The organism is Paenibacillus sp. FSL H8-0548, assembly GCF_038630985.1.
Taxonomy (GTDB): Bacteria; Bacillota; Bacilli; order Paenibacillales; family Paenibacillaceae; genus Pristimantibacillus.
The window spans coordinates 5,585,549-5,612,116 of sequence record NZ_CP152049.1; the positions used below are offsets into that span (position 1 = coordinate 5,585,549).

Annotated in this window: 20 protein-coding genes; all 20 read right to left on the reverse strand. The window is 47.2% G+C overall.

Going from position 1 to position 26,568, the window contains the following annotated elements; translation table 11 throughout:
• Positions 1 to 870, reverse strand: a complete 870-nt coding sequence (locus tag MHI37_RS24165) for a hypothetical protein (RefSeq protein ID WP_076339829.1) — start codon at positions 868 to 870, stop codon at positions 1 to 3.
• A 77-nt stretch (positions 871 to 947) separates the two neighbouring features.
• Positions 948 to 4,187 (reverse strand): hypothetical protein, encoded by a 3,240-nt coding sequence (locus tag MHI37_RS24170; RefSeq protein WP_076339828.1) that lies wholly within the window; start codon positions 4,185 to 4,187, stop codon positions 948 to 950.
• Between the two features lie 27 nt (positions 4,188 to 4,214).
• Entirely contained in the window at positions 4,215 to 5,555 is a 1,341-nt protein-coding gene (locus MHI37_RS24175) for a UDP-glucose/GDP-mannose dehydrogenase family protein (protein ID WP_076339827.1), read from the reverse strand.
• Positions 5,556 to 5,584: 29 nt separating this feature from the next.
• Complete coding sequence (locus MHI37_RS24180) at positions 5,585 to 6,955, reverse strand: sugar phosphate nucleotidyltransferase (protein ID WP_076339826.1); 1,371 nt, start codon at positions 6,953 to 6,955, stop codon at positions 5,585 to 5,587.
• A gap of 391 nt (positions 6,956 to 7,346) precedes the next feature.
• Complete coding sequence (locus tag MHI37_RS24185; protein WP_076339825.1) at positions 7,347 to 8,294, reverse strand: polysaccharide pyruvyl transferase family protein; 948 nt, start codon at positions 8,292 to 8,294, stop codon at positions 7,347 to 7,349.
• Position 8,295: 1 nt separating this feature from the next.
• Positions 8,296 to 9,648 carry an oligosaccharide flippase family protein gene (locus MHI37_RS24190; protein WP_076339824.1) on the reverse strand — a complete coding sequence of 451 codons (1,353 nt, stop codon included), beginning with the start codon at positions 9,646 to 9,648 and terminating at the stop codon, positions 8,296 to 8,298.
• Positions 9,649 to 9,657: 9 nt separating this feature from the next.
• The gene (locus tag MHI37_RS24195; protein WP_076339823.1) at positions 9,658 to 10,557 is read right to left on the reverse strand and encodes a glycosyltransferase; all 900 of its coding nucleotides are present in this window, start codon (positions 10,555 to 10,557) and stop codon (positions 9,658 to 9,660) included.
• Positions 10,558 to 10,560: 3 nt separating this feature from the next.
• Positions 10,561 to 11,592, reverse strand: coding sequence for a glycosyltransferase family 4 protein (locus MHI37_RS24200; protein ID WP_076339822.1), 1,032 nt, complete (start codon positions 11,590 to 11,592; stop codon positions 10,561 to 10,563).
• Positions 11,593 to 11,638: 46 nt separating this feature from the next.
• Positions 11,639 to 12,211, reverse strand: coding sequence for a DapH/DapD/GlmU-related protein (locus tag MHI37_RS24205; RefSeq protein ID WP_144023820.1), 573 nt, complete (start codon positions 12,209 to 12,211; stop codon positions 11,639 to 11,641).
• On the reverse strand, positions 12,208 to 13,338 hold the full coding sequence (locus tag MHI37_RS24210) for a glycosyltransferase (protein WP_076339821.1): 1,131 nt from the start codon (positions 13,336 to 13,338) through the stop codon (positions 12,208 to 12,210). Before MHI37_RS24210 ends, MHI37_RS24205 begins: the two co-directional genes overlap by 4 nt.
• Positions 13,338 to 14,507, reverse strand: a complete 1,170-nt coding sequence (locus MHI37_RS24215; RefSeq protein WP_076339820.1) for a glycosyltransferase family 4 protein — start codon at positions 14,505 to 14,507, stop codon at positions 13,338 to 13,340. Before MHI37_RS24215 ends, MHI37_RS24210 begins: the two co-directional genes overlap by 1 nt.
• Entirely contained in the window at positions 14,504 to 15,844 is a 1,341-nt protein-coding gene (locus MHI37_RS24220; protein ID WP_076339819.1) for a hypothetical protein, read from the reverse strand. Before MHI37_RS24220 ends, MHI37_RS24215 begins: the two co-directional genes overlap by 4 nt.
• Entirely contained in the window at positions 15,798 to 16,931 is a 1,134-nt protein-coding gene (locus tag MHI37_RS24225; RefSeq protein WP_076339818.1) for a glycosyltransferase family 4 protein, read from the reverse strand. Before MHI37_RS24225 ends, MHI37_RS24220 begins: the two co-directional genes overlap by 47 nt.
• Before the next feature lie 100 nt (positions 16,932 to 17,031).
• Positions 17,032 to 17,622 (reverse strand): sugar transferase, encoded by a 591-nt coding sequence (locus MHI37_RS24230; RefSeq protein ID WP_256710719.1) that lies wholly within the window; start codon positions 17,620 to 17,622, stop codon positions 17,032 to 17,034.
• Positions 17,623 to 17,714: 92 nt separating this feature from the next.
• Entirely contained in the window at positions 17,715 to 18,623 is a 909-nt protein-coding gene (gene galU / locus MHI37_RS24235) for a UTP--glucose-1-phosphate uridylyltransferase GalU (RefSeq protein ID WP_076339817.1), read from the reverse strand.
• A gap of 200 nt (positions 18,624 to 18,823) precedes the next feature.
• Positions 18,824 to 19,516 (reverse strand): CpsD/CapB family tyrosine-protein kinase, encoded by a 693-nt coding sequence (locus MHI37_RS24240; protein ID WP_076339816.1) that lies wholly within the window; start codon positions 19,514 to 19,516, stop codon positions 18,824 to 18,826.
• On the reverse strand, positions 19,497 to 20,252 hold the full coding sequence (locus MHI37_RS24245; protein WP_083676578.1) for a Wzz/FepE/Etk N-terminal domain-containing protein: 756 nt from the start codon (positions 20,250 to 20,252) through the stop codon (positions 19,497 to 19,499). Before MHI37_RS24245 ends, MHI37_RS24240 begins: the two co-directional genes overlap by 20 nt.
• A 162-nt stretch (positions 20,253 to 20,414) precedes the next feature.
• Positions 20,415 to 20,699, reverse strand: a complete 285-nt coding sequence (locus MHI37_RS24250; RefSeq protein WP_076339814.1) for a hypothetical protein — start codon at positions 20,697 to 20,699, stop codon at positions 20,415 to 20,417.
• Positions 20,700 to 22,819: 2,120 nt separating this feature from the next.
• Positions 22,820 to 23,869: a M42 family metallopeptidase gene (locus tag MHI37_RS24255; protein WP_076339664.1), complete on the reverse strand. Its 1,050-nt coding sequence runs from the start codon at positions 23,867 to 23,869 to the stop codon at positions 22,820 to 22,822.
• Positions 23,870 to 24,115: 246 nt separating this feature from the next.
• Positions 24,116 to 26,386 carry a glycoside hydrolase family 3 N-terminal domain-containing protein gene (locus tag MHI37_RS24260; RefSeq protein ID WP_076339665.1) on the reverse strand — a complete coding sequence of 757 codons (2,271 nt, stop codon included), beginning with the start codon at positions 26,384 to 26,386 and terminating at the stop codon, positions 24,116 to 24,118.
• Between the last annotated feature and the right edge of the window lie 182 nt (positions 26,387 to 26,568).

Sequence of the window (26,568 nt, forward strand, 5' to 3'; positions counted from 1 at the left end):
CTAACCACCCATTAATTGAAGCAGCTTCGTTTCAAACTCACCTTGAAGCTGCAGCATTAAAGCGCTGAACGTTTGCTCCCAGCTCTCTATTATTTCTGGATCTACATCATCATTTGCTGCTTTTTCAATAACTCCGTTAAACTTCGTCGTACAGGCAGACTCCGCATTAGCTAGTCCATCCATCCATTTCTCCGTCAGTTGCTGGAATGCGTACGGATCGGTCATATCCAGCTGCTTCATACTCGCATCCGCTCCTGCGAGCACACCGTTCATATCAGTTGTACATTTCGCTTGAATTTGTACAATCTCTTGCTCGTATTTTTCTGAAACAGGGATAGGCGGCTTTGTTTCTGCAACCACTGGTGCCTCAGGTACTTCCGTTGTCTCCGGTGTTGGCTTTACTGCTGTAGATCCACCCGGCTTTGAGCCCGAGCTTTGATTCGGTTTAGCTGTGCTTGTGGGCTTCGTTGTCTGTGCCGAAGGCGACGTCTTATCCTCTACAGCAGACTTATCAGCCTCAGCCCCTTGATCTTCAGCATTTTGCCCACTGCTCTTCGATTGATCCGTCGTTTCAACCCCGGGTTGCTCCGCTGGTTTATCTGCTTGATCTGTCGCTATAGGTTCCGTCACTCCCGGCGGGCTGGTACTGGCAGCATTGTCCCCAACGAGCCCTACCTCCAGCAGTTCAGCATGACTATTCATCGCTGCGCTGCCTGCATTAACGACGAGTGATTGCTGCGTGGATTCTTTCCAATGCAGTCCCCCCCATGCGAATAACAAAAGAACCGTGAACGATCCTAAAATAATATTAATCCTATCTGGCTTCCGAAACCTTGGACGCCGTTTCTTCCGTGCATGCCGCTCACTCATATGCAGCGAACACCACCTTTCATTTGAATAGAAAGAACGCCAGTCTTTCCCCTACGAGAAGAAAGACTGGCTAACCCTTATGAGCGCATAATTTCAGAGATGATCGTAGTAAGAAGCTTGTTGACTTTACTTTTTGTTTCGTTAATTGCTTTATTTTTCAGCGCACTGGTTGCATTCACTTTGTTGATCAGATTAACAGCTTCGCTTCTAGCCTGAACAACCTCCACAATCAATTGTGCTTTTTGCTCATCATCCTTGGCTGCCTTCAGCTTCTTCTTAATATCGGCAAGCTTAGCATCCAAAGAATCAGCGATTTTTTTCAGCGCTTCCTTCGGATCAACCTCAAAATCACCGTTCGTCAGAGTTATCTCTTGCTGGAAAACGACTTTGGCTGAGCCGCCGTAAGGGTTGATAATCGTAGCTTGGATGACGGCTGTTCCTGATTCAACCTTTTTCGGAATCGTTACTTTACCATTGTAAGCAACCGTAACATCCTTGCTTCCAGAAACCTTTTTCCATCTTAAATATGACGAAGGAAGCTCTGTGCCAAACAGCTTCAACGTATATTCATGCTGCCTGCCGCTTGAAGTAACCTTAGTCGTGGATATGACCTCCGAACGGACATATGCGACAGTTAAAGCATTTGTTGCCTTCTCATCATATTTCAGCTTATTTTGAAAATTAACAACGACTGCACGTACATCTGTCGATTTGACGCCAAGATTAGAAAACGCCTCGCTTAATGCGTAATCCTGCTTACTGGATAATACCTTAGCCATCGCTTCTGTAAGAACCGCATTGATTTTGTCTTTGTTTCCGAGAAGCTGAGCGATATCCTTCGACTTCATATCCGAAATGATATTGCGAATCGAACCCTCAATACCAGGACGGTCTTCACCATCGCCAAACATAAGCACAAGGAAGTCATCCATCGTCAGGCTTGCAACGCCGCCAGCTGCTGCTATCGTCTTCAGAGTTGCACGGTACTCTGCATTCGTTCGTATAGCTTCAAGCTCCTTGCCCTGCGGATCATATTGAATTGTGCTTACTGCTTTAATCAATTGGAATAGGCTTTTCTTCAGCTCCACCTTGTTTACGGAAGACGGAAGCTTGGCTTCTATTTTGTTCCAGATCGGATTGATAAGGGCTTGATCCTTAGCAAAATCAAGCTTAGCAAGCTCGTCGCGCAAACTGCGGACATCCTTCACGTCTTGAGGATCACCGGCAAGCAAGGAAGCATGGAGCTTGTTCATTCGTTCAAGAAATTGCTCTGCTGGGAATTGGTCACCCTCGCCATTGACAGCGGTGAGCGTAACCTCTTGTGCAAAAATCACTTTAGCCGCTCCACCATACGGATTGATGAATGCTGCCTGAATAACAGCCGAACCGGTTGCGACGCCGCGAGCAAGTGTAACCGAGCCATTTTCCGCTACTTTCACAGCCTCACTGCCAGAAACCTTGCTCCAACGAAGCGCCAGCGCGGGAACATCCACACCAAACACTTTTAAAGTATAGGATTGCTCCCGGCCATTCTCGCTAACTTTCACGGTCTCGCTAGCCTCCGCTCGCATTATCGCAGTCGTCAGCGCCTGAATTGCCGGCTCATCCTTTTTCAGCTTCATTTGGAAGTTAACGACCGTTGCGCTCACTTCCTTCGAGCTCACACCCAAAACGCCAAGCAGCGAGCTGACTTTATAGGTACCCGTTTCGGCAAGCAGCTGCTCAATCGTCTGAAGCAGCATCGCTGCAGTCGCTTGTTTATCTCCTAACAAGCGGAGCAGCTCTGTGGATGACATACCCGCAAGCTGCTGTCTGATCGTACCTTCAACACCTGGTCGCGTGCTGCCATCACCAAACATAAAGAGCAGAAGATCATCAACAACGAAGCCCGCCTCGCCTCCAGCAGCGCCAAGCGCCTTCATTGCTGCGCGGTATTCAGCGTTCGCTCGGATAGCCTCTAAGCTTGAAGCCCCAGATTCATATGGAATGCCACTGACCTCTTTGATCAAATTGAATAGGCTCGCCTTCAGCTTGTCCTTGTCCGCAGAAGCTGGCAGCCCCGCTGAGAGCTTAGTCCAAATCGGGTCGATTAGCGCCTGATCCCTCGTAAAATTAAGCTCGCCTATTTCGTCTCGCAAGTTGCGAACTGCGGCTAGATCCGCCGGATCTCCAGCAGCAAGCGCCCCATGAAGCTTATTCAACCGCTCAAGAAATGGCGCTGCGGGAAACTCGGTTTCCTGTGTGCCAGCCGCTTTTAGGGTTACCTCTTGCTCAAAAATAACTTTAGCCGCTCCTCCGTATGGATTCACCAGCTTCGCTTGGATAATGGCAGTGCCGCTGGATGCCTCATCCGGAATGGTAACGACGCCAGTCTTCAATACCGTCACATTGTCATCACCGGAAAGCTTTGACCACTGCAATACGGCTGGCAAAATATAAGCTCCATAAACATTCAAGCTGTAGGTATGTACACGTCCGTCATCATTTATTTTTACACTGGACTTCGCTGCTGAGCGTATGTACGCTACGGTCATCGCACTCATAGCGGGCTCATCATGCTTCAGCTTCGCTTGAAAGCTTAGCACGGTTGATTGTACATCCTGTGAGGTCACGCCTAAGTTTTTCAAAATAGAGCTGAACTTGTAGCTGCCCGTTTCTCCCAGCAGTTGCTCCGTCGCCTGCAGCATGACCGTCATTAGGCCCTGCTTATTGCTGAGCAGCAAAACTAGCTCTGTCGGGGATTTTGCGGCAAGCAAGCTGCCGATTGTACCTTCGACCCCCTTGCGGCTGCCGCCGTCGCCAAACATAAATACGAGAAAATCATCAAGCTTAATATTTTCATCACCGCCTGCGGCTGCGATGGTCTTTAACGTTGCGCGGTATTCAGGGTTCGTGCGAATAGCCTCCAAATCGGAGGCCGTAGGATCATAACGGAAGGAGCCAACATCTTTTAATAATTGGAATAGGCTTGCCTTCAGCTCCGCTTGATCAGCAGTCTCTGGCAGCTTGGCGCTGATCTTCTTCCAGATGGGATCAATGAGCTGCTGATTTGTCGCTGCATCCAGACCCGCGATTTCATCGCGTAAATTTCTAACCTCTTGTCGATCTGTGGGATCACCTGCTGCAAGCGCTGCGTGCAGACCATTCATACGCTCCAAAAATATGCTGGACGGCAGCTCCGTCTCTGCAGCATATACCGATTCGCTGAATCCGAGCTTCTCCGCCAGCCCCTTCTGGCTAAGCGGAAATCCACCTAATGATGCGGTTAACATGGAAAATGCCAATGCAGACAATGTTACTTTTTTTCTAAATGTCATCTCGATCACCTCTAGTTTTAAGTTGGTCTAAAATTGTAGAATAGGCATTTGCTGCTTCACGCCTTGATTCAGGCTAGGGCGGCCGACAGAATAATAAACAAACTCCGTACCAAGCAGATCCTTCTCATCGAACACGTTGCGACCGTCAATGAGAATCGGGCTTTTTAACACCTTCTGCAAAAGGTTCAAATCGATTTTCGAAAATTCCTCCCACTCCGTTAGCAAGCAAACTGCATCCGCATCGCTAGCTGCTGCCATCGCTTCTGTACACCACTCGACACCGCTAATTCCATGGATTATACGAAAATTCTCCATAGCAATCGGGTCATATGCTTTTACCTTTACACCGTTATCGAGCAAATGCTGAATGATTTCCACCGCGGGCGAGTCACGTACATCATCGGTATTCGGCTTGAAGGCAAGCCCCCAAATCGCAATTGTCCTGCCATGCAGCTCGCCGCCAAAGATCGTCTCCAGCTTGCGGATGACGTTGAATCGCTGATCCTGATTGACCTCAACAACGGAACGCAGAAGCTTAAATTCATAATCAACATGTCCAGCAATTTGGATCAACGCGCTCGTATCCTTAGGGAAGCAGGAGCCGCCATAGCCGATACCGGCTTTGAGGAATGAGGAGCCGATTCGCTTGTCATAGCCCATTCCTTCCGCAACCTTCGTCACATCTGCGCCAACCTTCTCGCAAATGTTGGCAATCTCGTTAATGAATGATATTTTTGTTGCTAGAAATGCATTGGACGCATATTTAATCATTTCCGCGCTGCGAATATCTGTCACGATAATTTGCTCGGTCAAGGGGATATGAAGCAGAACCATAATATCCGCCGCGCTTTGCGAGCTGGCTCCAATAATAATGCGATCGGGATTCATCGTATCTTGTATCGCCGAGCCCTCGCGCAAAAACTCCGGCAGCGAAATACTGTCAAAGCGCTCGCTTGTGTGCGAGCTGATCAGCTCTGCCAGCCGCTCATTCGTCCCGACGGGAACGGTGCTTTTTACCGCTATTATTTTATATCCGTTCATTACTTCTGCAATCTCGATCGCAGCTTGATTAATATAAGAAAGATTCGCTTCTCCATTTGGCAGCGGCGGCGTGCCAACCGCCAAGATAATAATGTCCGATTGACGTACCGCGCTTGGCAAGTCGGTCGTGAAGGTCAACATTCCCGCCGCTCGATTCGCGTTCGCAAGATCCTTCAGGCCCGGCTCGTAGATCGGAATACCGCCGGCATTTAAAGTCTCGATCTTGCGAGCGTCCTTGTCTACACAGATCACCCGGTTGCCTAGCTCCGCATAGCAGATGCCCGATACGAGACCGACATAGCCGGTTCCAATCACCGTAATATTCATGCTAATCTCTCCTTCATCGAATGTTTAATTTATACGGTGCATAATTGCAAAATCTCATTCCAATCGAAGGCAAGACGGACAATATCCTCTTCAATTAGCTCCGTTCCTGTCTGGATTTCGATAATGTCCATTTCCGTCTCCGCACGCAGGCTATGCAAACTTTCTTTCTTAATCGTCAGCACATCACCTGCTTGCACCTTGAAGCTTTGGCCATTCAGCACCATAACTCCCTCGCCGGATACAATCGTCCAAACCTCATCTCTAAGCAGGTGATACTGATAGCTTAAATTCAAGCCAGCCGCGACGCAGATCCGCTTGGTCAGCACTTCATTGCCATTTGGATATTTCAAGTAATCAAGCACACGGTAACGGCCCCAACGCCTCTCCTCATACATGGGACGCTGATCCGAATGCTTCATAATCTCCTTGATCATTGGACTTGATGCTTTGTCAGACACCAAGATTCCATCGGGACTCGCTGCAACAACAACATTGGATACATTGAGCAAAGTAATCGGAATATCCAGCTCATTAATAACATGCGTATTGATGGAGCCGCTAGTAATGATCCCTTTGCCAATGAGCGGCGTTTCAATCTCCTCCGTCAGCGTGTTCCATGTACCAAGATCCTTCCACTCTCCCTCGTATGGGAGCGCCACGATATGATTGGATTTTTCTACGATTTCATAGTCAAAGCTGTTCTTTGGCAGCTTGTCGTATTGCTTCAGCATTTCGTCATATTGGATCGGAAGCTCATTCGCAATTAGAATATTGATGAGAAAATCCAGCTTGAATGCAAAAACCCCGCAGTTCCAAAGCGCAGCCTGCTCGATCATGGCTACCGCTTCTTCCTCACGGGGCTTTTCTCTAAAGCTGTGTACATTGACGTAGGACTCACCTGCCTCAGAGGCAAGCTCCGGCACGATATAGCCGTATTTTTCAGAAGGGTAGGTCGGCTTAACGCCCATCAGCGCCAAATCCGCGCCGGATTCATTTAGCACCAGCTCAAGCTCTTTCATTTTATGAAAGAAGGATTCGTGAACGTAAGGGTCAACCGGCATGACAACGACTGTCTCGTTCAGGCTCACACCCTGCACCGAATATAAGTAGGTAGCCGCGAGTGCAATCGCTGGGAAGGTGTCTCTGCGTTCCGGCTCTACAATGACCTCTATCTCGCTTCCAAGCTGGCTATAAATCATATCAACCTGCGGCTTGCTCGTTGCGATGTAAGCATGTTCGCGCAGGCCCGAATTCGTAATTTGTCCCCATACGCGCTGAACCATCGATTCGTGCTCGCCTTCGGCATTTTTGAGCACCTTCAAAAACTGCTTAGAGCGAGACTCGTTCGACAACGGCCACAGGCGCTTGCCCGAGCCCCCTGATAAAAGAACAATCTTCATTCTGATTCCTCCTAAAAAGTTTTTGTGAAGCAGTACTTCAACGAGATTCTTCGCGACAAAAACTTACTTCGAAAGCATATGCTTAAGTTTTTGTGAAGCAGTACTTCAACGAGATTCTTCGCAACAAAAACTTACTTCGAAAGCATATGCTTAAGTTTTTGTGAAGCAGTACTTCATCGAGATTCTTCGCAACAAAAACTTACTTCGAAAGCATATGCTTAAGTTTTTGTGAAGCAGTACTTCATCGAGATTCTTCGCAGCACAAACTTGCTTCGTTAGCATAATATGCTAAGTTTTTGTGAAGCGGTACTTCATCGGGATTCTGCGCAGCACAAACTTACTTCGGATGCATATGTTAAGTCCTGCTGCGCGGTGTACGATAGACATTCGACTACTTCTTCACCACTAGCTGAGCCGACTTGATGCTGCTGGTCCATGTATTATAGTAATTTGAATTTTTACCGTATGAGTTATCGAGCAGCGTATTGGGCTTGTCCATCAAGCAGGATAAAATATGGCCATGCAGCCGCGAGGTTTGCACGACGCGGTATCCACTAAAGCGCTTGACCGCCTTATCCACGAGATAATCGGAATATTTGCCCCAGATTGCCTGCATCGGCAGCGGAACGCCGCTTTTCGCCATCATTTGCCCGATCATCTTGATCGACTTTTTCTCGACGCGATTGTAGAGCGAGGCCCAGTCCAAATAATCGCCCTGTCCCGCCGCTTCAAAGCTCTCTTGCTCACTCGTCTTCTCAATGTCCGTTCGGAAGAAGCAAAGCAGCTCCTTGCCAGGCTGGCTCTTAGCCATAATCGGCCACAGCTGATGTGCCATATCAGGCGACAAATACACGCAGCAATTACGAAACTTTTGAGCAGCCAAACCATAGGATAGCGTGTCCCTTACGAAGAGATGGACATCCTTATGAGCGTTAAAGATTTTCGCCGTTCGGTCGTATTCCTCATCCTTCTCGAAGAAGATCGTCTGCGGCAGCAATACGATACGATGATGCGGATAGTCTGCAACGATTTTCTCCCTCAGCCTCTGATGGACCGGGTACAAATCTCCGAAGTTCCCTCCACCCTGCAAGGCGATGATATGATCCTTAGGAATGCTCAGCTTATCTGGAAAATCAAGGACGCTGTAGCGCGCAGCTACGCGGATATGATTGTCTTTGAAGAACGCCTCCGCCCCTTTCATAATGAGCAAATCACCGCCATTGTTATAGACAGGATAATCAATGTAATAAATGCTTGAGCCTGGCGGGATCACCTTCAAAATTTGGAGAAGCTGATTTTTCAGTCCCTCCATCGGGTGTACGTTCGATTCCACTTGCATATCAGCGCGCTCCTTTACGTTGTTTTTTGGCTTTCAAACGTTCCAGTAGAAAGCGAAAATCATTTTTATCAAACAGCATGCCTCTCAGCCCTACATGAAAAACAATCCGCATCGCCGCAATCGTCACCACCAAGCGAATAACGGCACCGATCAATAAAGCGAGCGCGATACCGTTCAGTCCGTATAGCGGTGTGAATACGAAAAACAATCCAATCGTTGCCGCCAAAGCGATAAGCTGGCGAACGAGCACAAGCCCTGGCCGCCCCATGGCATTGAACGAGGAGGCAAGAATCCACGAGCCGCCACCGAGAATACATTCAATGGACAGTAGATAGAAGGCTCCGCTTGCTTCGAGAAACGGTGCTCCGAACAAAATCCCCATCAGAAAACGACCGATGAACATGCTCGGAATAACGACAATCGTCATCAGCAGCATCGATAGCCGAAATGCGCGGCCAACCGTTGCGATAATCGCTGACTTTTCCATACCTGTTACTTTCGGAAACACGACATTCGTAATCGCCATCTGAACAACATTGAACACACGCGAGAGCGCATAGACAACTGTGTAGAGCCCTAGCTCGCGGGCGGTCAGCATGGATAAAATAATGATTTTATCGAATTGTGAATACAGCGTGCCAAGCAGCTCCACTCCGAACACTTTGCCGCCATAGCCGAATAGCGCTTTAGCCGCCAGCTTGTTGCCGAGTCCCTTGAACCAATTCATTCGCAGTTCGTCCCTTATGCTGTATAGGGACCACGATATAACGAGTACGCTAGTAATAAGAAAGACAAGGGAGGCAGTATGCAAGCTTAAATCGCCCAAAGCCCAAAGTGCCATCAGCCCGACTAGATTACAGAGCGGCACATACAAACGCACACCATTGTAAATATTGAATTTGCCCGTACTTTGCGCAAGCGCAGATATTAAATTAACTGCTAGCAAAATTGGCAGCATAAGCACCGTATACCATCTCGCAATTTGAACGATGCCGGCTGGATAGTTGCCAAGCCATATAGGCAGCCCTATCCATGCAATGACACCTACAATGATGCTGACCGGTATTTGGAAAAGAAAGCCCGCTCTAACAAAATCGCTGCCGCTGCCTTTGTTTTGCTTCATATTATAGATAAGCGAGGTGGGCAGTCCAAACGAAACAAGACCCGCGAGCAGCGTCGGCCAAAACAAGATAGCGGAAAACTCTCCCTTGCCAACGACGCCGAACATGCGTGCCGTTACGATCGAGGTCAGTGTACTGATGACCATGACAAGAAGATTCGTTGCGCTTGTGCGCATAATTGTTTGAACGAGGCCGTTTCCCCTCCACGCTTTAGAAATCGCGAGCTGTGCCATAACTTGATGTCAACCCCTACCGTTGTAACGCAGGATGCCGACAAGCGATCCGTTGCGGTAACATATTTTCACAACCTGGCGGATAAATTTTTTGAAAAAAAAGATCGTCAGCAAGGATGATCCAATCGCCTGCACCATACGAATGACATGCTTCACGATAGCAAACAAGCTTCGATCCTGCCGCTTGACCGCGTCGCTGACGCCCTGCCAAAAAATCCGCTTCAAAAACCACTTTTTAGTCGTTCGTTCCTTTGCAATTTTGTGCTGAACGGAGGCAAGCGGTGTGTAGAATACCTTATATCGCTCACGTATCCTCGCAATCAGCTCGCTCTCCTCGCTCGAAAGCAGATTCGTGCCAACACGCCCGAGATCCTCGCGGAACGGCTTGTAATGCTGAAATACGCTTGCCCGGAAAGCAACGTTCGCTCCATATGGGATCGCTGGCGCCGGCATCTCCGTTATTCCACTAGCATAATCAAGTATAGTAAACACCGACCGATGCTCCTCCGGAATCCAATCCGGCTCAGCCGCCTCCCAGATCGGATCGATTTTTCCGCCAACGCAGCCAATCGCCGCATCGCTTTCAAAGACGTCCACAATATGCTGCACCCAGTGACGAGACGCCAGCGCATCATCATCTAGAAAAAGGATGAATTCGCCCTTTGCCTCTCGAATCGCTCGATTGCGGGCAACCGATAAGCCAAGCTTGCTCTCGTGAATATAACGCACCCTTGAGCCATGAAGCTCTGCCAGCTTGCCGACTACTTCAGCGGTATTATCGGTGGAACGATTGTCGATCACAACCGTTTCAATTTGCTCCGGCGCGAAGCTTTGAGCCAGCACGCTCTCAATCGCCTCTCCCGTATCCTTGGCCCTATTATGGGTGCAGATGGCTACCGTTACCTTCATCCTTCATCCCCATCCTTGGTAAACGTTTTTGATCTTCCGCGCGATTGCGCTCCATTCGAGCTCCTTCAGCACCTCTTCATACGGAGGTGTTCTTTGCTCCCGCTTCACATTCAAGGCTGCTTTCATCGCATTCGATAGGCCGTTATCCTCGCTTGGATTGTAGCGGACGACCATATCCTCCTTGAAATATTCATCGATAAAATCATTGTCCGGCATCACAATCAGCTTCCTGAACGAGAGGCCAAGAATGGCCGAGCCCGACGTCGTAATTTCCTTGTAGGGCATTACCATCACATCGACCGAGCTAATAAGATCGGCTACCTCCTCATTCGGTATGAAGCGTATATCAAGAATAATGTTTTCCTTGTTCTCCACTTGCTTCAAGTAAGCTTCCATATGCTTATCCGCTTTGCCCGCAATGATCAGATAGGAGCGTCTCGTCTTAATCGCATTAAACGCCTCGATTAAATCCTTAACCCCCTTATAGGCTTGAATTGCGCCAAGGAATAAATAAATATCCGCATCCTCGCTAATGCCATAAGCCTGTCTGCAATTAAGCCCCTTCGACTTATACACGCCTAAATAATGACCATGCTTAACGACAACAAGCTTGCTTGCCGGAACGTCAAACTCCGCCATCACCTTGCGTTTAATCGATTCAGAGGCGACCAGCAGCTTGCTGCAAAACTTGCAAATGACCGTCCGCATGAACCGCTCCATACGCTTGTATTTCACGTGATGCGGGTATAAATTATGAATCGTCCATACCAATTGCACCCGCCGCACCTTCAAATAAAGCATCGTCATGATCAAAATGAACGATTTCACGAGGAACACCGGCAGGCTGGCATTCTGATAGGCATGATGCATCCAGTGAATATGGACGATATCGCCTGGTCTCGCCCCGCCGACCTGCAGCATCAACTTCCCATGCTGTAAATCTTTAACCTCTATGCCCTCGTCGCAAAGCGAATTTGTAAGCAAATCATTGTAAAAATTCAACTCGCTCGATTTTGGCCACATCCATACTTTCATCGTTCAACGCTCCCTAGCCTGACCTTAATCGCTGCGGCTTGCTTCATTAGTTATATCTGCGAATCCAATCCTTCCCGATCTGAAGCTCGCGTATGACTTTGGCTGGCGTTCCTCCTGCCAGCACATTAGCTGGAATATCCCGAGTTACGATGCTTCCCGCTGCAATGACTGAATTCGCGCCGATCGTTACGCCTGGCAAAATAACGGCTCCGCGTCCGATCCACACATTATCTGAAATGACAATGTTTTTGCTTCGCGACCGATCCTCCATATCAACCGGATGGAAATTTGTATCGATAATATTGACCATCGGCCCAATAATCGTATTGCTGCCAATCCGAATTGATTGGGTACAGCCAATATCGAGGCCATAATTAAAAAACACATTATCGCCTACCCAGAGCTCTGCCTGCTTCTCTACGGAAACCGAAGAAGGCAGCGGCTTCGCGTGAAAAGAAACATTTTGACCCACATAGAACCGTCCCTTATTTCTTATCGTTAGCTTGCCTGAAATTCTGCCCAGCCGCCCAACTGTGCTCGTCTTAATCGGCAGCACCGCTGCACCCTTCAATACTGCAAGCAGCTTTCCGAAGCTGATTTTATTGTAGGCAATACTCATCTGCTCATCTCCGCCGCTTTAGGCTTCATGCTTGACACAAGCAATTGGCTGTAGGTGGATTCCACCTTCCTCGCAATGGTATTCATGTTAAAATCCTTCATCACACTCACATACCCGCTGACTGCTAGCTCCTGATGATCAACCGTTTTGTCATACACGCGCTGAATCGTCTGATACAGCTCTTCTACATCGCCATCCTTGACGATGAAGCCGCCTTTCGTATGATGTATGATTTCAGGCGCTCCGCCCGAATCTGCTACAATTACAGGCGTTTGTGCGAGCATCGATTCAATGATGACTCTGCCGAAGGGCTCGTTAAGCGAGAAATTGATCGTTAAATCACATTCCTTCATCACATCGAGAGGTTTTTTGCTGTAGCCGTAAAATACGACATGATGCTCCAGCCCATAGGAGAGCACCTTCTTGATCATCTCGTTGTAATAGTCGTCCGAACCATCCACCGAGGTATCCCCGACGATGAGCAGCTTCCAATTGCTGCGGTTGCTGTCAGCCAATTTTTTGACTGCCTCAATCATAAGATGATACCTTTTCCATTCCACGATGCGGCCGAACGTGCCTATGACCAGCGTATCATCCTCCATAAAGCTGCGGCTCTTCAGCGTAAGCGCAGTCTCCGGATCAACGCCGTTATAAATAATCGTCTTATTGCTGCCCTGAATCGAATCCGCTACAAAATGCGAGATGCAAATGACTTGATCGAAAAAACGAGGCAGCACCTGGTTAAACATACGCAAATGCGTATGATCGCGGTGATGCCAGACCAGCTTGCAGCTCGATAGCAGCTTAAGCGGCGCGGTATACCATGGTGCTCGCCAGCCATTGGCATGAACGATATCGATTTGATTTTTTCGAACGAACGACTTGATCTTTAGCACGGCCTGTAAATAGCCTAAACCAAGCTTTTTCTTAATACTTGGCAGCTGCATAGGAAAATGGACAAATTCCGGTTTAATCTCGTCTAAATAGGCTGCGTCTCTAGGGCTTAGCAGGAATATCTTATATTTTGCCTTGTCCAAATAATTAATAAGATGAATGAGGCTTTGCTCCGCGCCGCCCTTCTTATCCGCATGGGTAACAAACATTACATTAATTTTCTGATTGTTCATTAGAGCACCTGCTTTACTGGATAACTAGTGTTTAAGGAGAGAATATACTCCTTCAGCACCTCTTTATGGTTGTAATGGGTACGAAGGAAGCTTTGCGATGAATCAAGCAGCAGCTTGGCAGCTTCCGGATGGTCGAACAGCAGTTTTATTTTTGCATAAAATTGCTCTGGCTGATCCGCTACCATAATATGCTCATTGTCCACAAGCCCTGTCCCCTCATAGCCGATGGAGGTGGAGATGACCGGCAGGCCGTTCTGAATCGCTTCAATCGTCTTCAGCTTGACGCCCGCTCCGTTCTGCATCGGATTAACGAATAAATACCCCTGTTTATAAATATCGTCCAAAGTTTTTGGCGTATCATATACGACCACATTCGTCATATCGTAGCCCTCCAGCCAGCTAAGACTCTGTTTCCTGCTGTTGCCCGCTACGATGAATTTATAATCCGGCTCCTTCAGCATCAGTGGATGAATATGCGCTAAGTACCACTGAATCGCCTCACGATTATTCGGCATAAATAATGATCCAATAAATACGACATGCTTGCTTTGAAAATCACTCGCCTCGAAATCCCCATTCGTCACCGGCGGGGGTAAAAACAAGCTTTTGGCGGAAGGATTTTGCTTCTGAAAGATTTCGAACTCTTTGCTCGATATAAACAAATATTTGTCGACCTTCTCCAGCATTCTTTTTTGCAAAACATTAAATTTGCTGCTTTCCATGTGGTAATACATTTTATGGACGACGTTTTTGGTGCTTCTCGCTAATGCCTTAAAATAAACAGCCTCATCGTTATGCACGCGTAGAATGGCCGTTTGATGCTTGATCTTCGGATTTTGCAAAATCGGATAAACGTAGTCGCCCTCAAGCAGCACATAATCATAATCACCAGCCAGCTCAACATGCTGCAGCCCGCTTCGCGAGCGCACCTGCATCGGTACTACATGAAGCAGATCCGCCAGCTTGCTTCTTCGATCACAGAGCGTGATCTCCTCCACATATTCATAAACGGCAGCCATTTCCTCCTTCGATGGCTGCTGCTTGCCGCAAACAAGCAGATGCAGCTTCCACCCTAGCTCCGCTAAAACCTTGATTCTGCCCCAGGTGTCAACTCTTCCGCCATGGTCGGCGGGATATGGGAAATCACTGCACACAACTAGCATTTTCATTTGGCCGCCTCCGATCTAATCGATTCGTTTAATTCGTTTTTGCCAAGAAAGAGACTAATAAAAGCAAATAGAAGCCAAACCTCGTATTTAATTTCTAATGAAACGAGCAGCATGGAAAACAATATAAAAATAAGAGCTAGAAAAAGAATAAAGCTGGACTTCACTTTAATAATCAAATTTTTAGCCAATAGAAAGAAGAAGACGACTGCAAAGAGACCTCCGAACATGACCCACTGGAAAAAACCCGATTTGACGCCCAAGTTTTTATCCGAGCCCGAATATTGCAACAGCTCCCCCGCGTTTATTTGGCTGATGCCAAACAGATTGTAATAGAAATGAGACATCATACTAATCGAGTCATTCACATATTTATCGAAATACATGAGATAGGCTCCTGTGCCCACCCCCAATGGGTTATGAAAGACAGTAATTAGCGCAATAATGATCGTTCCCATTCGCGTATAGGAGGATGTGTAGTTTTCGATGTCATTACTAAACGAACTGACCAGCCCCGCAGAAAAATTCGTGATGAACATATACATGGCCAGAACGACTGAAACGAGCAATATAAAGTTTTTCTTTTTGCGAAAATCCAGAAATTTGATCATGGTAACGACAAGCGTCAGCAAACAGATGATCATAAAGCCCTTAGAGCCGGTAACGAACAAATAAAATAAAAAGAAGCTGGAAGCATAAATGATTGACAGCGTCCTAGCGAGGCTGTTCAAATATTTCGTTAAATATACGAATATGGCCGCATACACTACAACGATGGAGCCTGTTGTGCTGCTCTCTGAGGTCAATAGCCTCACTCGCCAGTATGGATTGCTTCCTGAGTGCAAATAAGTAAAAGCATTTGGCATGCTCGCAAGCTCTAAAATCATAATGAGCAAAAGCAGTGTAATCACGGCAAAAAAACAGCTGTACAGCAGCTTAAAGCTTTTGATACTGGCAAAAACGAGCTGCATATGCCGGATATAAAGCAATATCAGCACAAAATAAACCAGCACCTTTATCCCTTTGCCAAGCAAGCTCTCTGAGCCGAAGCTGTAGCTGCCTTGTAGAAACTGCACTAGCAAATACGCGATCGTAATAAAGCTTAAATAAAGAATAAAGCCGAGCATATATTTTTGAAGCATCGAGCCATGTGTCACTCGCTTATGCCTCGCAAGCAGCGCGATCTCGCAAAATACAAATATCGGAAGCATCAAAATAATAGGGGTTCTGCCAATTTCGCCAATCATATTTACCAACGGAAAATCCTGATACACGGTTAGTACGAGCAGCAGGCTAAGATAAATCGCTAGAAAGAGCTGTTCTTTCTTCACTTCCTTCACTATCTTCGCTCCTTTTCTGCAGTGCAGCCTCATATAACCGTTCGATTTGGTCGTTCATTTGATTCGAATGAAATTTTTGCTCGAAAATATCATATCCCGCCTGGCCCATCTCCTTTAGACTGGACTTATCCAGCCGCTTGATGATGTCCGCCAGCTCCTGCTTATTCTCAAAATCAAAAATATAGCCATTCAAGCCATTGCTCACAATTTCCGGCAGCGCTCCCCGATTGCTGGCAATGACTGGCTTCTTGTTGCGCAGTGCCTCAATAGCGACGATGCCAAAGCCTTCCCAGCGCGACGGAATAATAACAGCGTCACAGCCTCTCATATAATGATCAATCTCGGAGTTGTTCACCCAGCCCAGCTTGACTGTATTTTCGGGAAAAATATAGCTGACCTCCTCCAGCACCGTATCGCCGACCAGATAAAGTTGGACGTTCGCGAAATGATGCTCATTGAACACCTCCAGAAGAAGATCAAACCCCTTCTGACGGTCAAAACGCCCGACATACAGCAAATTAATTTTGTCTGGCTGGGTGGCAAAAGGCGGCCTGCTAGAAGCAATCGTATCGGAAACTCCGTTATACACAACGCCTGACTTCTTAGCTGGCAGCCCATACCGCATCGCCATCTCGTACTCATGCTTCGAGATATTGATAATATAGTCGGTGCGAAGCGCCAGCACCTTCTCCACGAAAGCGAAGGCGCGCTGCTTCCACGGCTTTGTATCCATGAGGAAGGCCCAGCCGTGCGCATTGTAAATAACAACCGGTCGTTGGCGCTTGAAAAAAAACAACGTCCGCAGGAAAACTCCTGCGAACGTGCCATGAACATGAACGATATCCGGCTTAAACTCGTTTACCTTGCGATGAATAGCTTTGATCGCTCGTACAAAGTATGCGGGCTTCCGCTTATACGGATAGAGCTGCAAGCGATCCCTGCTAATTTGCAGCGTTTCAGCGCTTGAGTTCTGCTCGGAAGCCATAAGATAAATATCATGTCGGCCCGATTGGTAGCTCAGCACTTCATTTAGATGGGTTTCAATGCCTCCCTTAGTGAACTCCGATATATGCAGGACTCTTGCCATAGTTTTCATCAACTCCTAAAGTTTTGCGTAGCAAAACTAGCATCGTAAGCATAGGCTTTAAGTTTTGCGTAGCAAAACTGACTTCGTAAGCATAGGCTTCTCAATAAGCGTCTTGTGAAGCGACGACAGCTTTGACTGTTCTGAACATGATTTTAATATCGAACCAGATGCATCTTTGCTCGATATAAGCCAGATCCAGCTCAACCATCTGCTTGAAGCTGAGATTGTTTCTGCCGCTCACCTGCCATAGACCTGTGCAGCCCGGCGTAATGGACAAGCGCTGCTTGTCATACTCCGTATATTCTGCCACTTCTCTGGAAAGCGGGGGTCTTGGCCCCACTAACGACATTTCACCTCTAAGCACGTTCAGCAGCTGTGGCAGCTCGTCTATGCTCGTTTTGCGTATAAGCTTGCCGATCTTCGTAATCCGTGGATCATCCTTCATCTTGAACATTGCGCCGCTAATCTCGTTCTGAGCGAGCAGCTCCTTCAGCTTATCCTCAGCGCCTGTCAGCATCGAGCGGAATTTGTACATACGGAATGGCTTCTCATCCTTGCCAATTCTCGTCTGATAGAAGAATACAGAGCCTTTCGGGTCCTCCCACTTAATAAGGATTGCTATAATGACAAATAACGGGCTTAGCAGCATTAAACCAAATAACGAACCGGTAATATCAATGGCACGCTTCATAATCGAATAAACGCTAATCTCATTGTGATTGCCGCGTTCCCGATAATAATCCGTAACTCCTATCACTGCTTCATCCTTATATTGTGGAGGGGTCATATCCTCTCACCCCTTCCAACTAACAGCTTCTTCGCAAGCTCACGCTCCATTAATTCCTCAAGCTCGGACATCAATTGATGCTTCAGCTCGTTATTTCTAAGCGCAAAATCAATCGTCGTCATAATAAAACCAAGCTTCTCACCAACATCATAACGAATGCCTTGGAAGTCAAAGGCATAAACGCCTTTATCGACGTTAAGCTTCTGAATCGCATCGGTAAGCTGGATTTCGCCTCCCGCGCCGAGCTCATGCTTACCTAGATATTCGAATATATCAGGCGTCAGCACGTATCTTCCCATAATGGCTAGATTCGATGGCGCTTGGCCTTGCGGCGGCTTCTCTACGAAGCGGTTAACCTCATAAAGATTGTTTACTCGCTGGCCTGGATCAACGATTCCGTAACGATGCGTCTGATCTACGCCCACGGTCTGAACGCCGATGACCGAACGTCCCGTCCGTTCATATTGCTCAATGAGCTGCCTTGTGCAGGGCACCTCAGCCTCTACGATATCGTCGCCAAGCAGAACAGCGAACGGCTCATCGCCAATAAAGTTTCTTGCGCACCATACCGCATGTCCAAGCCCTTTGGCCTCTTTTTGCCGAATATAATGAAGGTTTACGTTTGATGATTTTCTTACCTTTTCCAATATATCGAGCTTTCCTTTTTCCTCTAAAATATGCTCAAGCTCAAACGCGATATCGAAATGATCCTCGATCGCCCTTTTCCCCTTGCCTGTCACGACGATAATATCCTCAACGCCTGATTCAATCGCTTCCTCAACAATGTATTGAATAGTAGGCTTGTCGACAATAGGAAGCATTTCTTTAGGCATCGCTTTCGTGGCTGGCAAAAAACGTGTACCGAGTCCAGCCGCTGGAATAATTGCTTTTCTCACTTTTTTCATCTGACATCACCCTATCCTATATATTTTTTTAAACTTTCCTATATTTAAAATAAGGGCATCTAACCCCTCCTCACGTCACACCCTTGACGATTAACGTCTAAGGTCGGCTGACCCACAGCATGACCGAGTGCCTCCGGTGATAGAGGTGCAGGAGACATTACCTAATCTATACGACCCTTCCAGCGATAGAGAAAACGAGTTTATGCGTCGCTCTTCTCCCCGTAGTAGTAGGAATAGATATCTGAATGATTACGATTAATTTTGTTAAGTACGACACCGATAAGCTTTGCTTTGACATGATCAAGCGACGCCTTCGCCTTAAGAACGACATCCTTCTTCACCTTGCCTGAATCAACGACGAGCACGACTCCATCGCTTTGAACAGCAACAATTTGAGCATCAGTCACTGACATAATAGGCGGAGTGTCGACGATGATCATATCGAACTGCTCTCTCGCCTGCTTCAGAAGATTCGCCATTGGCTCTGATGAGAGCAGCTCTGAAGGATTAGGAGGTGTTGGCCCCGCCTGTATAATGGACAGATTATCCGTGTTCGTATACTGAATAATATCCTTCAGCTCTAGTTGGTTTAATAGAGCCGTCGTTATTCCGCTTCGATTGGACTTTCCGAATATGTGATGCTGGGACGGCTTGCGCAAATCTGCATCGATCAGCAGCACCTTTTTGTTAGCCTGAGCAAACGCGACAGCCATATTGGCACAGGTTGTACTCTTTCCTTCACTCGGCTTGGACGAGGTGACCATAATGATTTGCAGCTTCTGATTGATAGTCGAGAACTCGATATTCGTTCGCAGCATGCGGTAGCCTTCCGATATTGGCGATTTTGGATTTAACTCCGTAATCAGGTTCCATTTAGGAATCAAACGAGACATTTTGTTCCCTCCCCGCTAATTTCGATGATGAAGCATTGCTGCTTCTGTCCAATGAATCACGCTCTTCAAACATCGGAATCGATGTCAGCACCGGTACGTCCAGCAGCGCTTCAATATCCTCCTCTGTTTTTACCGTGTCATCCAAATAATCGAGCAGGAAGGAAATTCCTACGCCAACCATCAAAGCCAGCATGAACGCAACGGCAATATTCATCTTTGCATTCGGCGCTACCGGCCCGTGATACTCTTTCGGATCGGCTTGGTCGAGTACCGAGACATTGTCAACCTTCATCAGCTCGGGCACCGATTTCTGAAATACGATAGCCACTGCGTTAGCGATTAAAGCCGCTTGCTCATAAGAATCGTCCCGTACAGATATAGACATGACCTGCGTTTCATTTACCGAGCTTACACTCACCTTTCCGATGAGCTCGCTATACGTAACTCCAAGGTCTGGATATTGCTTTACTACCTTTTTCATCATTCGCGGGGTTCTCAAAATTTCTTTATAGGTTTTAATCAGTCCAATCGTGGTGTTAATCGCCCCAACATCGATGCTTGGCAGCAGCGAGCTGCTGTCCTTATATTGATTGACGATTAATTTAGCGGATGCTTCATACTGTGGCTTGATAAAGTAGCTGGAGTAAATGCCTATGGTTAGACAGCTGACGGTAATGATTAAAGTAATCATTAGAAGCCTTCTTTTTACGATGAGCCAATACTGTTTCAATTCCAAATGATTTCCTCCGTTACTCGTAGTCATCCGTCCCTACATGAATCATTAATTATTCTTAATGAATATTAAAATTTTTTAATTATTCAAAACGCGACCTTTTGGGCATCGTTGATGAACAGTGAAATCCACTCGCATGAATTTCTATGATAAGGACGGAACCTATTATTGGGCTGTATTCATAAAATCATCGACCGTTCCACCGTTCATGATGTACTCCATCATTTCTGTAGAACAGGCTTTCAAGCCGAGCTTGCCAAGCAATTGAGACATAAGCTCCGCCATATCGATAGGCTCATTGCAGAGCCGGCATCCTGTTGCCATAAGAAGCTCAGACAGCGGCCTTGCTTCCCCGTGATCAGTTTTTTGTAATAGAGAAGGATCCTCGGATAGTATTTTCAAAAATTGCTTCAGCCTTATTCGCTTCTGCTCCTGATTTGAAATGTTCATCTCTGAAACCTCCATTCATCAGATCATATGCTCACTTTGAATTTTGCGATTCACCTATTCTCTGTTGCACTCTAGTATGACACAATCATTGCTAATTCTTGAGGGAATAAAGACATGGTGTCGATTAGACAATCTTACTCATTTTCATGACTGTTTTCATAAGTACGTAATCCTAATTGATGCGAATAGTAGGATATAAACCTGCGTTTTTCCACTGTCAAAATTAAATATTCTGATAATTGAAAGCGTTTTATGAACTTTGTGAGAAAGTCCACCAATAGTCTCATATAATCATATCCTAAAATGCTCAGTTCCCTTTTAAAATAAAGGGTCTTGTGTTTTTTGGGCGCAGCTTTTAGCTGCTTTTTCGCGAAAAAAATCTGATTTTGGGCACGAAAAAAAGGGACTATTGACCAGAGTCCTACCTAAGCAGCATAAAAAATCAATTCGACATATTTTGCAACGTCTATTTAACTGGATGATTTTATCAATGATAGCGCTGTCTTTACATTAAAAAAAGAAAATATTAATGTCTTTTGCTAAAAAAAGTGTGATTTTCTGCTAAAAAAACGGACATTCAGGTATACGAGCTGCATCGATTATGCTCTTTTTCCGTTCATAGCTAACATGGGATCAGGATTTCAACCCACGAATCGGGATTAATATAAAGCTCCAAAAGCACTGAATATCCATCTCCATAACGACTGGACTTATTCCAAAATAACTATACTCAGCACTTCTCCAAACGACCTATCCTCTACTTATTTTGACGAAGGCTGCCTAACTAGCACTACGATGTAACCGGGGAAAGCATTCCCCCTGCCCTCGTACTCGACTTCGATCTCCATTTCCACCGCATGTTGTTCTATTCTCGACATTTACTATATGTGTTTTCCACCCGCTGCCGCTGTGCATAACTTCTGTGTGACAAACTTAACGCTCCTAGAACTAACCCTCCAACGGGCTCTCCAACTAACCAAACTACGCTGCTATCCTGCACTTTGGCAGGATAGCAGCTGGTTTTTGCGAGCTCCACATGTCTATGTTGTACCACAGCAATATAGAGAGCCTTACAGGTGCGACTGAAGCCGAATTCAGTCCATTCTAATGCAAATGTGCAGGATAGGCAGCTTGGTGAGACTGAAAAGCGCGAAGTTAGTGCTAATATGCAGGATAGCCTGCGTGCGGAGGAAGCAGGGGTTCGTGCTCGGAGTAAATGTACGACAATCCTAGAACTAACCCTCCAAGCTGTTCTGCAACGGGTTCTCCAACTAACCAAACTACGCTGCTATCCTGCACTTTGGCAGGATAGCAGCTGGTTTTTGCGAGCTCCACATGTCTATGTTGTACCACAGCAATATAGAGAGCCTTAGAGGTGTTTCTTAAGCCGAAACCAGTCTATTCTAATGCAGTTGTGCAGGATAGGTAGCTCGATGAGGCTGAAAAGCGCGAAGTTAGTGCTAATGTGCAGGATAGCCTGCGTGCGGAGGAAGCAGGGGGACGTGCTCGGAGTAAATGTACAACTATTCTAGAACTAACCCTCCAAGCTGTTCTGCAACACTTCCTCCAGCTAACCCTCCAACCTATTCTGCAACGGGCTCTCCAACTAACCCAATTACGCTGCTATCCTGCACTTTGGCAGGATAGCAGCTGTTTCTTCGAGCTCCCGCAAGGCTATGTTGTACCGCAGCAATATAGAGAGCCTTACAGGTGCGACTTAAGCCGAAATCAGTCTATTCTAATGCAGATGTGCAGGATAGGTAGCTCGATAAGGCTGAAAAGCGCGAAGTTAGTGCTAATGTGCAGGATAGCCTGCGTGCGGAGGAAGCAGGGGTTCGTGCTCGGAGTAACTGTACAACTATTCTAGAACTAACCCTCCAAGCTGTTCTGCAACGGGCTCTCCAACTAACCAAACTACGCTGCTATCCTGCACTTTGGCAGGATAGCAGCTGGTTTTTGCGAGCTCCACATGTCTATGTTGTACCACAGCAATATAGAGAGCCTTACAGGTGCGACTGAAGCCGAATTCAGTCCATTCTAATGCAAATGTGCAGGATAGGCAGCTCGATGGGGCTGAAAAGAGCGAAGTTAGTGCAAGGGTGCAGGATAGCCTGCGTTGGTTACTCCATTACATACGCAAGCAGCAGCGCCGCTGTATTCACTATCGCATCAAGATGCGTACGCTCCATGCCATGCGAGGCATGGACGCCGGGCCCGATCAAGGCAGCACGGATATTGCTTCCGCCTCTCAACGCCGCTGAGGCATCGGAGCCGTAATGAGGATAAATATCGACCGCATAAGCAAGCTTCTCACGCCCCGCTAGCTCAATCAGCCGAGAAGTCATTTGATAATCATAGGGCCCCGTCGAATCCTTGGCACAAATAGACACATCCTGCTCCGTAGCTGACAAATCATCTCCAAGCGCCCCCATATCAACAGCAATCATCTCCGTAATATCCGCTGGGATATAGGAGCTTCCGTGCCCCACCTCTTCATATGTGGAGAAAATAAGCTTCAGCGTGTGAAGCGGAGTCCTTCCCTCACGCTTCAGCCATTCCATGAGGCCGAGTAAAGCAGCAACGCTCGCTTTGTCATCCAAATGACGTGACTTGACGAAGCCGCTTGGCAACATACGCGTTCTCGGCTCCCAGGATATAAAGTCGCCTACAGAGATGCCTAGACCTTCCGCCCCTTCTTTTGATTTAACCAGCTCGTCGATGCGAATCTCCATATTCGCTTCTTCTCGCTTCCAGTCCCTCGCGTCTGAATAAACATGCACGGAGGCCTTGGTAGACAATACGGTTCCCTCATATTTGCGGCCATCGCGCGTATGAATTAAGCAGTATTCTCCTTCAACCGTATGCATCGCATAACCGCCGATGGGCGTAAAACGCAGCATCCCGTTCGGCTTAATGGAACGAACCATCGCTCCGAGCGTATCGAGATGCGCAGTTATTCCAATGGTATGATCAGCATTCACGCCAGGAATGGTGACCATTCCGTTTCCTTTTGGTGTAGTCTCCAGTAAGTAACCAAGCTTCGTGGACTCCGAAACCATATAATTTATAATCTCCATACAAAACCCGCTGGGACTCGGTATGCTAAGCAAAGCTTCAAGCTGGCGGGCAATATAGCTGCGATCGAGCTGCGACGCAAGTGGTGTTGACATTAGTGTTATCTCCTTTTTTATGTGGATTGTTAGTTAGACTCAGTACGAAACCCATTATCCTCCTATTTTACGCGATTGCACGGCAGGATCAAAGTCAGAGTAAATACAAAACAACCCCCTGCAATGACTTCGTCATCACAAGGGGCTTATCAGCCACATTCGCTGCAGATTGTAAAGATCAACATCTTCCTGGAAAAGACTATCGATTTAGCATATTGCTGTTGGATTGCGCCGCTTGATATCAGACTATTTTCGCTTGCTGTAGCGCTCCGTCCGTTCGTCCTGAATGACCCCGCTGAAGTTTAAACCATAGGAAAAATCATAGGCGTTCCCTTCGGAGTCAACATGTACTTCCATATCATGAGCAACATCTTCCAATTGCTCCTCGACGGTTCTCATATTAGCGGGCATCTGCATAGGCAGCAGTCCGGAAGGCTCCGCTTCACCAGTTACCATATCTAGAATAGCTTGATCCTGTACCCCGAAAGCGACGATGATCGCATCAACCTCAGCTTCAAATTCCGCAACGATGGAAGGCTTCGATAATTGGAGAGATACAATAACTGGCTTGCCATTCATGATCTCCTTCGTTCTTAGAACCGCTTCCAGATCGGAGCTATTCGTTGCCGTTATCGATTTACCTTTATAGGAACGGTTCAACACATCTCTTTCATCGCCGGCAAGGCTGTTTTCCCTAGCATGCTCTGCGGTATAAGGACCATACTGCAGGCTGATCGGGACATAGCCGTTTCCACCAGCCTCTGCATCGGCTTTGCTGTATCCACTGCCGGAGTCTGCCCCCGTAATGAACACAAGCGCGAAATCGGCTGCCTCTGGATCGTCTGTAACGTTGAAATATTTCTGAACCATATCCATATTGACCGGATAACCGTCAAATTCAGCAGTCGGAAAACCGATCCAATTCGTACCCGCCGGTCGATATCGCTTAGGAATATAGACCGTCTTCATTTTCTCCATAGGAAGAGCTTGTCCTTTGTTTTTCAACATCACAAGTGATTTGAGCTGAGCCTCATATCCAGCCTTCATAAATTCGGCATGGCCGACAATACGAGAGGTTTCTTCTGTTTCGCAATAAGGATTCTCGAATAATCCGACACGGAACATATTGGTCAATAGACGTACCGCCGATTGCTCAAAGCGCTCTCGCATATAGGCTTCACCGTGCTCAGCAACGCCAATATGGTAAGCTTCGATGACTGGGCCTGCATCATTGTTTCCGCCAAATTGATCTACTCCAGCCATAAGCGCTTTGTAATGGCGTTCCGCCACCGTATACCCTTGCTCGACACCCCATGAACGTCCACCCGGAAACAACCGGCTAATATCGGAGCCTTCGTCGTCTGTTATCCCCCAATCGGTGCATACAACACCATCATAACCGTATTTGTCGCGAAGCAGGTCGCCTATAATGTGAGCGTTATAGGAATTTCCTACATTCTCGCCGTTCACCTGATCCTGCCCATAAGAAATCGTATAATACGGCATGATGGCAGAAGCTTTCTCCGTCCCGCCTTTTAATTGAAAGGCTCCTTCCAGAAAAGGGATCAGATGCTCCTCAAAGTTGTTGCCCGGATATACCGCATATTTACCGTATCCAAAATGAGCATCCCTGCCGCCCTCGCCAGAACCGCCGCCCGGCCAGTGCTTGACCATCGCATTCACGCTGCTGGGGCCCCACCCTTCTGAGCCTGACAGCTCTTCGAATGAAGTCTGAAAACCATCGATATAGGCTTTGGCCAAATCCGCTGACAAGCTCGAATCCTCCCCAAACGTACCGTCAAAGCGTGACCACCGCGGGTCAGTCGCAATATCAATTTGTGGAGAAAGCGCAGTTGCAATACCAAGCGCTCTGTATTCCTTAGCCGCAATCTCGCCAAACCGCTGCACAAGCTCAGGATCAAACGCAGCCGCAAGACCGAGCGTTTCCGGCCACATGGAAATCGTTCCTCCCGCTCCGGCATTATACTCTTTGCTGGCATCGGAGCCATGACGCGGATCGCTGCTATTATTGGCCGGAATGCCAAGATCCGTGCCTTCCGCCAAAGCTTGTACCTTATTATTCCAACGAGCGGCAATTTCAGGGCTTTCAACAGAAGTAAGGAGCACATGCCGCAGATGATCCTTAGTCAGAAACTTGATTTGTTCATCCGATAAATCATAGGGCTTTGCACCGCTCTCCGCATAGGACTTTCCGTCATATGAAGCAGTGAAAAAACCTTCTGAAGCCGGCACTGCCTGATGCGCACTGTATAACATCAAACCGGCAATTTGCTCAATAGACATTTTAGAAGCCAGATCCTTCGCCCGTACGTTCGCCGGCAAGCGCCAGTCCTCGTAGGCGTCCAGCTTCCCATCCTTGTTAAGGTCTTTAAATGCCAATCCATCTTCAAAAATAACAGATACGCCTGAAGCTTCCGAATATGCTAGTGTAGGACCACCTTCATTCGCAGCGTATGTAATTGTTCCCGATTTTGTTTTTTCCAAATTATCATTCATGCTATGACTGCCTCCTTGGACCATCTAATTCATCGATTTCGTTAGAACCCTTTGTCTCCTTTATTTTAGTATGGATATAACAGGACAAACTACCATATTTCCGACCAATTCCTTTTACTATTCAGACCTTAACGAGCACTTCCAAAATCTTTGGCAGCTTTCCTAGCATTCTCTTCATAAAA

Coding starts and splice junctions, on each gene's coding strand:
- MHI37_RS24165 (WP_076339829.1), bottom strand. CDS start 870: ATGAGTGAGCGGCATGCACGGAAGAAACGGCGTCCAAGGTTTCGGAAG.
- MHI37_RS24170 (WP_076339828.1), bottom strand. CDS start 4,187: ATGACATTTAGAAAAAAAGTAACATTGTCTGCATTGGCATTTTCCATG.
- MHI37_RS24175 (WP_076339827.1), bottom strand. CDS start 5,555: ATGAATATTACGGTGATTGGAACCGGCTATGTCGGTCTCGTATCGGGC.
- MHI37_RS24180 (WP_076339826.1), bottom strand. CDS start 6,955: ATGAAGATTGTTCTTTTATCAGGGGGCTCGGGCAAGCGCCTGTGGCCG.
- MHI37_RS24185 (WP_076339825.1), bottom strand. CDS start 8,294: ATGCAAGTGGAATCGAACGTACACCCGATGGAGGGACTGAAAAATCAG.
- MHI37_RS24190 (WP_076339824.1), bottom strand. CDS start 9,648: ATGGCACAGCTCGCGATTTCTAAAGCGTGGAGGGGAAACGGCCTCGTT.
- MHI37_RS24195 (WP_076339823.1), bottom strand. CDS start 10,557: ATGAAGGTAACGGTAGCCATCTGCACCCATAATAGGGCCAAGGATACG.
- MHI37_RS24200 (WP_076339822.1), bottom strand. CDS start 11,592: ATGAAAGTATGGATGTGGCCAAAATCGAGCGAGTTGAATTTTTACAAT.
- MHI37_RS24205 (WP_144023820.1), bottom strand. CDS start 12,211: ATGAGTATTGCCTACAATAAAATCAGCTTCGGAAAGCTGCTTGCAGTA.
- MHI37_RS24210 (WP_076339821.1), bottom strand. CDS start 13,338: ATGAACAATCAGAAAATTAATGTAATGTTTGTTACCCATGCGGATAAG.
- MHI37_RS24215 (WP_076339820.1), bottom strand. CDS start 14,507: ATGAAAATGCTAGTTGTGTGCAGTGATTTCCCATATCCCGCCGACCAT.
- MHI37_RS24225 (WP_076339818.1), bottom strand. CDS start 16,931: ATGGCAAGAGTCCTGCATATATCGGAGTTCACTAAGGGAGGCATTGAA.
- MHI37_RS24230 (WP_256710719.1), bottom strand. CDS start 17,622: ATGAAGCGTGCCATTGATATTACCGGTTCGTTATTTGGTTTAATGCTG.
- galU (WP_076339817.1), bottom strand. CDS start 18,623: ATGAAAAAAGTGAGAAAAGCAATTATTCCAGCGGCTGGACTCGGTACA.
- MHI37_RS24240 (WP_076339816.1), bottom strand. CDS start 19,516: ATGTCTCGTTTGATTCCTAAATGGAACCTGATTACGGAGTTAAATCCA.
- MHI37_RS24250 (WP_076339814.1), bottom strand. CDS start 20,699: ATGAACATTTCAAATCAGGAGCAGAAGCGAATAAGGCTGAAGCAATTT.
- MHI37_RS24255 (WP_076339664.1), bottom strand. CDS start 23,869: ATGTCAACACCACTTGCGTCGCAGCTCGATCGCAGCTATATTGCCCGC.
- MHI37_RS24260 (WP_076339665.1), bottom strand. CDS start 26,386: ATGAATGATAATTTGGAAAAAACAAAATCGGGAACAATTACATACGCT.